Annotated in this window: 11 protein-coding genes; 7 read left to right on the forward strand and 4 right to left on the reverse strand. The window is 64.6% G+C overall.

All coding sequences use genetic code 11. From position 1 onward, the window contains the following. The 4 genes from fabA to ACTJKT_RS07630 all read right to left on the reverse strand — a co-directional run bounded on the left by fabA (position 1) and on the right by ACTJKT_RS07630 (position 5,717). The gene (gene fabA / locus ACTJKT_RS07615) at positions 1-516 is read right to left on the reverse strand and encodes a 3-hydroxyacyl-[acyl-carrier-protein] dehydratase FabA (RefSeq protein ID WP_007931558.1); all 516 of its coding nucleotides are present in this window, start codon (positions 514-516) and stop codon (positions 1-3) included. Between the two features lie 248 nt (positions 517-764). Beyond that, the gene (locus ACTJKT_RS07620) at positions 765-2,666 is read right to left on the reverse strand and encodes an ATP-binding protein (RefSeq protein ID WP_097302559.1); all 1,902 of its coding nucleotides are present in this window, start codon (positions 2,664-2,666) and stop codon (positions 765-767) included. Further along, a complete protein-coding gene (locus tag ACTJKT_RS07625) occupies positions 2,663-3,592 on the reverse strand; it encodes an ABC transporter substrate-binding protein (RefSeq protein ID WP_440786670.1) in 930 nt (309 codons plus the stop codon). The genes ACTJKT_RS07620 and ACTJKT_RS07625 overlap by 4 nt, the downstream gene beginning before the upstream one ends. A 1-nt stretch (position 3,593) precedes the next feature. After that, positions 3,594-5,717, reverse strand: coding sequence for a TonB-dependent receptor plug domain-containing protein (locus tag ACTJKT_RS07630; protein WP_440786671.1), 2,124 nt, complete (start codon positions 5,715-5,717; stop codon positions 3,594-3,596). A gap of 194 nt (positions 5,718-5,911) precedes the next feature. Here ACTJKT_RS07630 and ACTJKT_RS07635 point away from each other — a divergent pair, with 194 nt between their 5' ends. The 7 genes from ACTJKT_RS07635 to ACTJKT_RS07665 all read left to right on the forward strand — a co-directional run bounded on the left by ACTJKT_RS07635 (position 5,912) and on the right by ACTJKT_RS07665 (position 11,894). Then, positions 5,912-6,937, forward strand: a complete 1,026-nt coding sequence (locus ACTJKT_RS07635) for an NAD(P)H-dependent glycerol-3-phosphate dehydrogenase (RefSeq protein ID WP_007931569.1) — start codon at positions 5,912-5,914, stop codon at positions 6,935-6,937. An 18-nt stretch (positions 6,938-6,955) separates the two neighbouring features. Next, positions 6,956-7,303 (forward strand): DUF4389 domain-containing protein, encoded by a 348-nt coding sequence (locus ACTJKT_RS07640; RefSeq protein ID WP_007931570.1) that lies wholly within the window; start codon positions 6,956-6,958, stop codon positions 7,301-7,303. Beyond that, the gene (sixA, locus tag ACTJKT_RS07645) at positions 7,300-7,749 is read left to right on the forward strand and encodes a phosphohistidine phosphatase SixA (RefSeq protein WP_038580975.1); all 450 of its coding nucleotides are present in this window, start codon (positions 7,300-7,302) and stop codon (positions 7,747-7,749) included. The genes ACTJKT_RS07640 and sixA overlap by 4 nt, the downstream gene beginning before the upstream one ends. 231 nt (positions 7,750-7,980) lie before the next feature. Next, entirely contained in the window at positions 7,981-9,648 is a 1,668-nt protein-coding gene (locus ACTJKT_RS07650) for an AMP-binding protein (protein WP_440786672.1), read from the forward strand. A gap of 30 nt (positions 9,649-9,678) precedes the next feature. After that, positions 9,679-10,122, forward strand: a complete 444-nt coding sequence (locus ACTJKT_RS07655; RefSeq protein WP_440786673.1) for a hotdog fold thioesterase — start codon at positions 9,679-9,681, stop codon at positions 10,120-10,122. Positions 10,123-10,236: 114 nt separating this feature from the next. Next, positions 10,237-11,043, forward strand: a complete 807-nt coding sequence (locus ACTJKT_RS07660) for an alpha/beta fold hydrolase (protein WP_440786674.1) — start codon at positions 10,237-10,239, stop codon at positions 11,041-11,043. Next, on the forward strand, positions 11,040-11,894 hold the full coding sequence (locus ACTJKT_RS07665) for an alpha/beta fold hydrolase (protein WP_440786675.1): 855 nt from the start codon (positions 11,040-11,042) through the stop codon (positions 11,892-11,894). The genes ACTJKT_RS07660 and ACTJKT_RS07665 overlap by 4 nt, the downstream gene beginning before the upstream one ends. Positions 11,895-11,919 lie beyond the last annotated feature (25 nt).

Here is an 11,919-nt window from a genome sequence, read left to right on the forward strand (position 1 = left end):
TTAGAAGTTGTCAGTGGAGGTGAAAACGCCGACCCGGAGGCCTTCGGCGGTGTAGATTTCGCGGCCGTCGACGCTGACCGAGCCATCGGCGATGGCCATGTTCAGCTTGCCCTTGAGGACGCGCTTGATATGAATGTTATAGGTGACTTTCTTGGCGGTCGGCAGCACCTGACCAAAGAACTTCACTTCGCCCGACCCCAGGGCGCGACCGCGGCCCGGCAGGCCTTGCCAGCCCAGGAAGAAGCCGACCAGTTGCCACATGGCGTCGAGGCCCAGGCAGCCCGGCATCACCGGATCGCCTTCGAAGTGGCAGGCGAAGAACCACAGGTCAGGGGTGATATCCAGCTCGGCGACCAATTCACCTTTGCCGTACTTGCCACCCTCTTGGCTGATGTGAGTGATGCGATCCACCATCAGCATGTTCGGGGCGGGCAGTTGCGCGTTACCTGGGCCGAACAGCTCACCGCGACTGCAGCGCAGCAGATCTTCCCGAGTAAAGGCGTTTTGTTTGGTCATGCGAGCTCCTCAATAGTCCCATGCGGCAGGGTGGGGCAAATCTTCCCGGCCGATCGAAGCGTTCATGCCTCGAGCCGGCAGCCTACTCATAGACTATTGCGTTGTGGTGAAAGTCACAGCACAAGGGACATGAATGTACACTTGTGCACTGAAATTATTATACAGGCCCTGTGAGGGGCCTGTTCGGGTGCCTAAGACTGCCGCACTTTCGCCCTTCACGCCAGTCGCAGATGGTCGATAAATGGCCGCTACTGCACCCAACGTTGGAGAATTTGCTGCAGATCCGTGCGTTTGAACGGCTTGGCCAGGTAATCGTTCATGCCCGCCGACAGACAGGCTTCGCGGTCGCCCTGCAAGGCGTTGGCGGTCAAGGCGATGATCGGCAGATCGGCGCATCCGGGCAGTTGGCGGATCTGCCGGGTGGCCTCGTAACCGTCGATCAGCGGCAGCCGGCAATCCATCAGGATCGCCTCGAAGATCAGGCTTTCGGCGCTGCGAATGGCCTGGGCGCCGTCGGTGGCGATGCTGACCGTGAAGCCCAGGCTGCGCAGCATGGCCTGGATCACGGTCTGGTTGACCGGGTTGTCCTCCACCAGCAGCACATTGCGTCCTTCGCCATGGGCATGCCCGCTGTGCACCCGCGGCGCCAGCACCGGCAGGCTTTGCTGGTAGAGCGCCAGCGGGATCTCCAGGGTGAACACCGAGCCGCGGCCTTCCTCGCTCTGGGCGCGCAGGGTGCCGCCCATGCGTTCGGCCAGGGTGCGGGCGATCGGCAGCCCCAGGCCGGTGCCGCCGTAGCGCCGGGAAATCGAACTGTCGGCCTGCTGGAAGGCGTTGAACATCAGTTCCAGGCTTTGCGGGCTGATGCCGATCCCGCTGTCGCGCACGGTACAGGTGAACCACAGCAGCTCGTGGTCCAGGGCCTGCCATTGCGGCTCGATGGTGACGCTGCCTTGTTCGGTGAACTTCAAGGCGTTGCCGATCAGGTTCACCAGGATCTGCCGGATGCGCGTCGGGTCGCCCTTGACTTGCAGCGACTCCATGCCGGGCGGCAGCCGCAGCTGCAGGTCCAGCCCGCGCTGCGCGGCACTGTGCTGGAAGGCCTGGGCCGAGCTGCCGATGAGTTCGGCGAGGTTGAACGGGATGTGCTCCAGCTCCAGGGCCGAGCGCTCGATGCGCGAGAAGTCGAGGATGTCGTTGATCACCTTGAGCAGGTGCTCGGTGGACTCGGACGCCAGCGCCGCGTATTCGTGCTGCTCATCGGTCATTTCCGTGGTTTCGAGCAGTTGCAGCATGCCCAGCACACCGTTCATGGGCGTGCGCAGTTCGTGGCTCATCATCGCCAGGAAGTCCGACTTGGCGTTGTTGGCCCGCTCCGCTTCTTCGCGGGTCTGGATCAACTGGGCCATGGCCTGGTGCTGTTCGCGGCTGGCCTGTTCGAGGCCGGCGGCGAGGTTGTTGATATGCCGCGAAAGATCGCCCAGCTCGGCATCGTCGACGATCGGCAGCGGAGTCTTGAAGTCACCCTGTTGAATGGCCTTGACCGCGGTGCCCATGGCGCTGATCGGCTGCGACAGGCTGGCCGCCAGGCGGCGGGCCAGAAGGAAGGTGAACAGCAGGGCGAACAGCGCGAGGATGCCGGCCTTGAACAGGATCTCCTGCTGGCGCTGGCTGAAGGCGTCGTTGGACATGCCGACGATCACCCGCCCCAGGTAGTCCGCGTTGGGGGTAGTGCTGGCGCCCGGGTCGTCCTGGAAGAAATCGTTGTTGAGCTGGATGCGTTGCAGGCGCACCGGGGCCTGGAACACTTCCACCTGCTGCGAGCGGTTGTGGGTTTCCGAAGGCTGCTCGACGTACACCAGGATCTTGTTGCGGCTGTCCTGGACTTCGAGAAAGCGCACATGGGGCGTGGACAGGGTGGCCTTGAGCAGGCTTTCCAGGCCTTCGCTGTTGCCCGAAATCACCCCGTACTCGGTGGCCGGAGCCAACTGGTTGGCGATCAACTGGCCGGTGTGGTTCAGCTCCTGGCGCAGATCCTGGATCCGCACGAAGGTAAAGAAGCTGATCAGCAGCAGGGTCAGCAGCAGCGCCGGGCCGAGGCAGATGATCTGGGTGCGGGTACTGATGTCCCAACGGCGACGGAAGGTCATGGGCGTTTTTCTCCTTCGGCCAGCTGGGTCGCCACCGATTGCTCGTCAATCGGTTCGACACCCAGGGAACGTGCCACTTGCGGGTTGCTCAACACCTTGAACGGTTGCGGATACAGGGTACGCGGCCAGTGGGTCGTGGGCCGGTCCAGCAAATCGTCGAGCACCTGCAGCCAGTCTTCCTGGTCGCTGTAGGTGCTGGCCAGGCTGCCGGCCTTGACGAAGCCGGCATTGGGGCCGATCAGCGCCAGCTGCCGGGCATAGCTGCTCAATAACAGATTCTTCGCGGTTTTCGGGTTGTACAGCCGCGGGTCGTCCAGCCCCAGCAGGACGTCGCTGCTTTTCAGCAGGCTTTGCAGCGGACGGCTGTCATTGGTGTCGTCCCAGCGCTCGGCGACGATCTCCAGCCCCAGGGGATGGGCGGCCTGGTGCAGTTCCTTGAGCAGGAACTCGCTGTCGGCGCCGTAGAGCACGCCGATCCGCCGGGCCTGGGGGAGGATCTTGCGGATCAGTCGCAATTGCCGAGCCAGCGGCGGGTCGCTCCATAGCAGGCTCAGCCGGGGCGATGAGGTTGCCCCCAGACGCTGTTGGGCCTGGATCCGGCCGATGCGCAGCACCAGCGTGGCCGGGCCCTGGGCCTCCTGCTGGCGCCATTCGAGGCTGGCCGGGTCGAGCAGGATCAATCGGGTGCCTGCTGGCAATTGACCGGGGGCAGGCAGGTTGGCCAGGGGTTCGAAGCGCACGTCGTCCTGGGGCCGCTGTTGCGCCAGTGCCTGGGCAAAGGCCTGCACGCCGGCGCTGTCTTCGGCGCCGGTCAGCAACACCTGGGCCGCCCATGCGGGGAATGCACCCCAGAGGCAACAGAACAGCAGCAGGCGAACCCGGAAACGGTTCAAGGCAGGCGTCATCCCTGACTGACGGTGGCTCATGCTAGAACGTCAACTCCGCACTGAAGTAGAGGACGTGGTGCGAGTCATAGTTGTTGTCGACAAAGGTAGTGGGCTCATCGTCGAGCCGTTGCTGAAGCACGCCGGCCAGCTCCAGGCTGCCCTTGCCCAGGGGGATACGCTTGGCGACGCGGGTATCGACCCGTTCGAAGCGGTAACTGTTGAGCGCGCTGGAACCATAATAGAAGAGCGCGCTGGACCAGCCCTGGCCCCAGTCGCGCAACCAGCCCGCCGAGCCACTGTGGCGCGCGGTCAATTGCTCGTCCAGCGGGTTGCTGGCCTCGGCGTCGACATAGGCGTACGTCAGGCGCAGCCGGTCCGCCGGGTTCAGGCGCCAGTCCAGCTGGGTTTCAGTGCCGGCGAAGCGTGAGTTGTTGCTGTTGCTGGCGATGTACTGGTTGTTGCGCAGCGGCTCGCTGATCATCCCGCTGATTTCGTCGTAGAACAGCTTCACATCGAGGTTCAGCCCGAGATCGGCGAAAAAGCCGTTGTAGCCCAGCTCCCGTGAACGCATGCGTTCCTGGTCGAGGTTGCCCGGGCCGCGGGTCTTGACGAAGTACTGGGCGCTGGGCTGGCCGTAGGCGGTCGGGCTCAGCTTGGTGACCCGGTAGCTCCAGTTGACGTTGTTCTCGAACATGTCCGGCGAGCGGATCGCTTCCGAATACACCGCCCGCAGGCCGTGGCGCGGGTTGATCAGGTAGTTGACCGCCACCCGCGGGGTCAGCGAGCTGCCGCTCAGCTGCGAGTCCTCGAACATGGCGCCGCCCTGCAGCAGCCAGTGCTCGGTGGCGCGCCATTCCAGCTGGCCGAAGGCGCGCCAGGTGCTGTCGTCGAGGGTGCCGTTGAAGTAGGTTTCCGAGTCGGCGCGGTCGTAGCGATAGTTCAGGCCGCTGACCAGGCGCACGCCGTCGGACAGGCTCAGGGTGTCCTGCAGTTCGAGGTCGTAGCGCGATTCGCGGGCGCTCTGGTCGATGTCCCCGCAGACCGTGCGCTTGGCGCCGTCCTTCCATTGGGTCAACACCTGGTTCGCCAGGGCTTGTTCGGCCGCGGTGCCCGGAGGGGCGCCGGAGCCGGTGAAATTGTCCATGTGTCGGGCCAGCAGTTCGGCGTAGTTCGGGTTGAGCTGCCAGAGGCGGGTCAGTTCCGGGCTGAACGACACTTCGGCGTCACAGGCGCGCCAGTTCTGCTGGCGGTCCCAATGCTGGGCCGAGCCTTGTATATAAAGGCTGTGGTCCGGGTTGATGTCCAGGTTCCAGCGCAGCGAGCCGGCATAGTCCTTGGCGATCACGTCGGAGTTGTAGCCGGCCGAGGTGATACCGGAGAACACCGGGCGGTAGGTATAGGGGCGCTGGTTGCTGCCTTCCTTGGCGCTGAGCTGCCAGTCGATGCTCTGTTGCTCGTTGAGCATCTGGCTGACCGACAGGCTGAAGCGGTTCAAGCGCCGGCTGTCGCGGTAGTCGGCGCCGTTGCGATCGCTGTCGAAGCCGTCGTCTTCCTGCCCGGACAGCGAAAGGCGCAGGTCGCCGGTGTCCCAGCCGGTGCCCTGGCTGGCGTACCAGTCGCTGATGCCGCGCTGGCCGCGGGTGACTTTGACCCGCGTGCCGTGGCTGTTGGCGGGCGAGCGGGTGATGATGTTGATCACCGCCATCAGCGCGTTGGCGCCGTAACTGACGGTATTGGGGCCGCGGAACACCTCGATGCGCTCGATGTCCTCCATGGCCACCGGGATGTCGCTCCAGTCCACGGTGGCCAGGCCCGCCCGGTACACCGAGCGCCCGTCGATCAGCACCTGCATGCGCCGCGCTTCGCTGGCATTGGTGCCGTGATAGTTCACCGCGGCCTGGTTGCCATTGATATTGCCGACCATCATCCCCGGCACCAGGCGCAGCAGTTCGCTGATGTCGCGGGCGCCGCTGGCGTTGATCAGTTCGCTGTCGAGCACGGTCATGCTGCCGGGAACGGCCGCGGGGGACTGTTTCAGACGGGTGGCGGTGAGGATTTCCGGCAGCGGCTGGCTGTCCAGGAACAGATCGTCGGCCAGCGCCGGGGTGCTGCAAAGCAGCGCCAGCAACAGGGATGGGCGGGAGAGGGGAGGGCCAGGATACACGGCACAGCCTTGATAACGGATAATTGCCGCGCATGTTAACCGAGATGACCGGCTTTTCCAGTCGATAACCCCGACATTCCAGGTTCAAATCGGTGTTTTCCCGGCATTTGCACCTAATTGTTCACGGGGCTGGCTGCCGCAGGGCCGCCCCGTATAATGCCGCCATCGCCACTGTATGGATTGACGGATTGCATATGACTGAACAGCGCCCTATCGCGGTCCTGGGAGGCGGAAGCTTTGGTACCGCCGTGGCCAATCTGCTGGCCGAGAACGGTCATCGGGTGCGGCAGTGGATGCGTGACCCGGAGCAGGCGGAGGCCATTCGCATTCATCGCGAGAATCCGCGTTACCTCAAAGGCATCAAGATTCATCCGGCGGTGGAGCCGGTGACTGATCTTCTGGCCACCCTGAACGACAGTGACCTGTGTTTTGTCGCCTTGCCTTCCAGCGCCTTGCGCTCGGTGCTGGCGCCCCATGCGCAGCTGCTCGCCGGCAAGCTGCTGGTCAGCCTGACCAAGGGCATCGAGGCGCAGACCTTCAAGCTGATGAGCGAAATCCTCGAGGATATCGCCCCGCAAGCGCGGATCGGCGTGCTGTCCGGGCCGAACCTGGCCCGTGAAGTGGCCGAGCACGCCTTGACCGCCACCGTGGTCGCCAGCGAAGACGAAGAACTCTGCCAGCGCGTGCAGGCGGCCCTGCATGGCCGTACCTTCCGCGTCTATGCCAGCGCCGACCGCTTCGGCGTCGAGTTGGGCGGGGCCTTGAAGAACGTCTACGCGATCATCGCCGGCATGGCGGTGGCGCTGGGCATGGGGGAAAACACCAAGAGCATGCTGATTACCCGGGCGCTGGCGGAAATGACCCGTTTCGCCGTCAGCCAGGGCGCCAACCCTATGACCTTCCTCGGCCTGGCGGGGGTCGGCGATCTGATCGTCACCTGCTCGTCGCCCAAGAGCCGCAACTATCAGGTCGGTTTCGCCCTGGGCGAGGGCTTGAGCCTGGAGGAGGCGGTGGACCGGCTCGGCGAGGTGGCCGAAGGCGTGAACACCCTCAAGGTGCTCAAGGTCAAGGCGCAGGAAGTAGGCGTATATATGCCGCTGGTGGCCGGATTACATGCCATCCTGTTTGAGGGGCGCACGCTGAATCAGGTCATCGAGCTGCTGATGCGTGGCGAGCCGAAAACCGATGTCGACTTTATTTCCACCAGTGGTTTCAACTGAGCAGGACAGGAGCGAGACATGAACGATACGAATTCCGAAGCCAAGTACGAATCCATCCTCCTGCGTGTGCTGTGGATGCTGGTGTTCGTGCTGGTCTGGCAAGTGGCGCAATTCATCCTCGGCGCGCTGGTGCTGGTGCAACTGATCTACCGGCTGATCTATGGTTCGCCAAGTGCCAGCCTGATGAACTTCGGCGACAGCCTGAGCCAGTTCCTGGCGCAGATCGGTCGTTTCGGCAGTTTTCACACCGACCAGAAGCCTTGGCCGTTCGCAGACTGGCCGGCCCCGCGCGCGCCTGAAGGCGAAGCGCCACATGTGGTGCCACCGGCGCCCCATCCGGTCCGTGACGAGGAGCCCAAGCTGTGAAGCTCTGGGTGTTGCGGCACGGTGAAGCCGAGCCGCATGCGCGCAGCGATGCCGAGCGCAACCTGACCGAGCATGGTCGCCAGGAAGCGCTGCGCAGCGCCGCGCACCTGATCGGCCAGCCGCTCAGTGCGATCATCGCCAGCCCTTATGCGCGGGCGCAGCAGACGGCGAAGCTGGTGCGCGAAGCCCTGGGTTTCGAAGCGGAAATCCGCACCGTGTCCTGGTTGACGCCGGACAACAACCCGCTGTCGGTGGTCGCCCAGCTCGACTCGGCGGACAACGTGCTGCTGGTCAGCCACCAGCCGCTGGTGGGCAACCTGATCGGCCTGTTGCAGCACGGCCATCTGCGCAATCCCCAGCCGATGCACACCGCAGGCCTGGCGGAACTCGAAGGCGACTGGCCGCTGGCCGGCCTGATGACCCTCAACAGCATCAAGAATCCCTGAGCCCTGTAGGAGCGAAGCTTGCTCGCGATGAACGATAACGCGGTGTGCCGGGCGTTTCGTGTCGAGGCCATCGCGGGCAAGTCGGACCGCCGCCCGCTCGCTCCTACGACGATCAGTTCTTTTCGCTACATTTCTTAACTTGCAGCGTTTCTTTGTGCGTGGAATAGTCGCCCGAGCAAGTGCTTGGTTGGCTAGCCTCACGATCAGAACAAAAACAAAGGAGCGAGTCGCATGTCTGCTGCTTTTCGTTTGCCGCTGGAAGTGTTCTACGAGCGCGAAGCTCGTCATCCCCGCCAACGTTTCCTGGTCCAGCCCCAGGGCGGTGGCCGGGTCGAAGAGCTGACCTGGGTCGACGTCGGCCATCAGGCCCGCTGTGCCGCCCACTGGCTGCGCGCCCGCGAGCTGCCGCCGGGCAGTCATGTCGCGATCATTTCCAAGAACTGTGCCCACTGGATCATCGCCGACCTGGCGATCTGGATGGCCGGTCACGTTTCCGTGCCCCTGTATCCCAACCTGACCGCCGATTCGGTGGCCCAGGTGCTGGAGCATTCCGAGTCGGCCCTGGTGTTCATCGGCAAGCTCGATGACTGGCCGGCGATGGCCCCGGGGGTGAAACCGGGGCTGCCCACCATCAGCCTGCCGATCTGCCCCGAAGGCCGCTTCGACTTCAGCTGGGACGAGCTGCAGCAGTGCTCGCCGATCCAGGACGACCCCAACCCCGCCGCCGAGCAACTGGCGACCATTATTTACACCTCGGGCACCACCGGTCTGCCCAAGGGCGTGATGCACAGCTTCGGCACCCTGGGCTTTGCGGCGACGCGCGGCACCCAGCTGTTCGGCCTCGGGCCGACGGACCGGCTGCTGTCCTACCTGCCGCTGTGCCATGTGGCCGAGCGCATGTTCGTCGAGCTGGCGGCGATCTACACCGGGCAGACGGTGTTTTTCGCCGAGAGCCTGGAGACCTTTCTTTCCGACTTGCAACGGGCGCGGCCCACGGCGCTGTTCGGTGTACCGCGGATCTGGACCAAGTTCCAGATGGGCGTGTACAGCAAGGTCCCGGCCAAGCGCCTGGACTTCCTGCTGGGCCTGCCCTTCATCGGCAAGCGGGTCGGGCACAAGGTGCTGGCCGGGCTGGGGCTGGATGCCTTGCGGGTCGCTTTGTCCGGTGCCGCGCCAGTGCCGCAGACCCTGTTGAACTGGTACCAGCGCCTGGGCCTCGACGTGCTGGAGGTGTACGGCATGACCGAAAGCTGCGGTTATTCCCACATCGGTCGCAGCGGCCAGAATGTACCCGGCTGGATCGGCCGGCCCTGCCCGGACGTCGAGGTGCGGATTGATGAGTCTGGAGAGGTCCAGGTGCGCAGTGGGGCGACCATGCTCGGCTACTTCAAGGACCCGCAGAAGACCGCGGAAACCGTCACCGCGGACGGTTTCCTGCGCACCGGCGACAAGGGCGAGCAGGACGCCGACGGCAATCTGCGCCTGACCGGGCGGCTCAAGGAGATCTTCAAGACCAGCAAGGGCAAGTACGTGGCCCCGGCGCCGATCGAGAACCGCCTGGCGGTGCATTCGCGGATCGAACAGGTGTGCGTGGTCGGCGATGGCCTGAGTGCGCCGCTGGGCTTGTGCGTGTTGTCCGCGGCCGGTTTGCAGGACGCCGCCGGCGGTGCCCGTGGTGGCTTGCATGCGAGCCTGGAAAGCCTGCTCGATGAGGTCAACGGCGTGCTCGACAAACATGAACGCTTGCACCGCCTGGTGGTGGTGAAGGACAGTTGGGCGGTGGAAAACGGCTTTCTGACCCCGACCCTGAAGATCAAGCGCAATGTCATCGAAACCACCTACGGCGAGCGCTTCAAAGAGTGGAGCGAGCACTCCGAAGCGGTGCTGTGGCAGGATTGAGCGCGGATAACCACCCTAAAGGATGCAGTGATGAGCCTATGGCGTACCACCCCGAACATCGAGCAACTGAACGCGATCCAGAAAAACACCATCGGTGAGGTGCTGGATATCCGCTTCGAGTCCTTTGACGACGAATCCCTGACCGCGAGCATGGTGATCGACCATCGCACCCACCAGCCCTATGGCCTGCTGCATGGCGGCGCCTCGGTGGTGCTGGCGGAAACGGTCGGCTCCATGGCCAGCTACCTGTGCATCGATGCCAGCAAGTTCTACTGCGTGGGCCTGGAGATCAACGCCAACCACCTGCGCGGCCTGCGTTCCGGGCGGGTGACGGCGGTGGCCAGGGCGATTCATCTCGGGCGTACCACCCATGTCTGGGACATCCGCCTGAGCAGCGACGAAGGCAAGGCCAGCTGCGTATCGCGCCTGACCATGGCGGTGGTGCCGCTGGGGCAGACGCCGCCGACACGCTGAGTGATATCCATGGGCTGAAGCGCAGTGTCATCATTCTTGACCGTTAGTGTCATTGCCGCCGGGTAATGGCGTGCGGACAATCAGCCATCGTTTTTTGTTCATGAGTTAGCCGGTATGTCGCAACAGGTGTTTTTCGCTCACGCCAACGGGTTTCCCTCGGGGACCTACGGCAAGTTGTTCGCCGCCCTGGCGCCCGAGTATCAGGTGGCGCATTTGCAGCAGCACGCCCACGATCCGCGCTTTCCGGCGGACGACAACTGGCTGAACCTGGTGGACGAGCTGATCCACCATCTGCAACAACAGGCCGAGCCAGTGTGGGGCGTCGGCCATTCCTTCGGCGGCGTCCTGCATCTGCACGCGGCGCTGCGCTGCCCGGAGCTGTATCGCGGGGTGGTGATGCTCGACTCGCCGGTGCTGACCCGCGCCGATCAATGGGTGATTCGCGCCGCCAAGCGTTTCGGTTTTATCGACCGCCTGACCCCCGCCGGCCGGACCCTGGGCCGGCGCGAGGAGTTCAGCGACCTGGAATCGGCGCGCAACTACTTTGCCGGCAAGACCCTGTTTCGCGGCTTCGACCCCGAGTGTTTCGACGCCTACCTGCAACACGGCCTGCATCAGGTCGACGGCCGTTTGCGGCTGCGCTTCGATCCGGCCACCGAGATCAGCATCTATCGCGGCGTGCCGCACACCAGCCCGGGTCGCCCCCGGCAGTTGAAGGTGCCGCTGGCGGTGGTGCGTGGGCGGCAGAGCCGGGTGGTGATGAAGCACCACGCCAGCAGTGTCGGGCGCATGCCCCATGGCGAGTCCCTGAGCATGCCGGGCGGGCACATGTTCCCGCTGGAGCGCCCGCAGGACACAGCGGCCCTGCTGAAAAAACTCTTCAACCGCTGGGAAGCCCGCGCCGAACGGAGCTGCGCATGAGCGCCGCGGTCGAAGAGGTCCGCCTGAGCCTGCCGCATATCGAGCTGGCAGCGCACCTGTTCGGCCCCGAGGACGGCCTGCCGGTCATTGCCCTGCACGGCTGGCTGGACAACGCCAACAGCTTCGCGCGGCTGGCACCCAGGTTGCGTGGCTTGCGCATCGTCGCCCTGGACATGGCCGGGCATGGCCATTCCGGACACCGCCCCCTGGGTGCCAGCTATGCGCTCTGGGATTACGTGTACGACGTGTTGCAGGTCGCCGAGCAGCTGGGCTGGAAACGCTTTGGCCTGCTCGGGCATTCCCTGGGCGCGATCGTCTCGCTGGTGCTGGCCGGCTCGTTGCCCGAGCGGGTGAGCCACCTGGCGCTGATCGACGGGGTGATTCCGCCGACCGCCGCCGGTGAGAATGCCGCCGAGCGCATGGGCATGGCCCTGCAGGCCCAACTGGACCTGCGGGAAAAGCGCAAGCCGGTCTACGCCACCCTGGACCGCGCCATCGAGGCGCGGATGAAGGGCTTGGTCGCGGTCAGCCGCGAAGCCGCCGAACTGCTCGCGCAACGCGGTCTGATGCCGGTTCCGGGCGGCTACACCTGGCGCAGCGACAGCCGCCTGACCCTGGCTTCGCCATTGCGCCTGACCCAGGAACAGGCCATGACCTTCGTCCAGCGCCTGGCCTGTCCGGCCCATCTGGTGGTGGCGGCCGATGGCATGCTGGCCAAGCACCCGGAGTTGCTGGAGCGGCTACCCTTTAGCCGGGAACAGCTGCCCGGCGGCCATCACCTGCACCTGAACGACGAAGCCGGTGCCACCCTTGTTGCAGACTGTTTCAATAGGTTTTTCGCCGTTTCTTGACTTGCAGCGGGCAACTGTCGAGGCT

It is taken from the genome of Pseudomonas sp. 22526 (assembly GCF_052044735.1).
Classification (GTDB): domain Bacteria; phylum Pseudomonadota; class Gammaproteobacteria; order Pseudomonadales; family Pseudomonadaceae; genus Aquipseudomonas; species Aquipseudomonas piscium.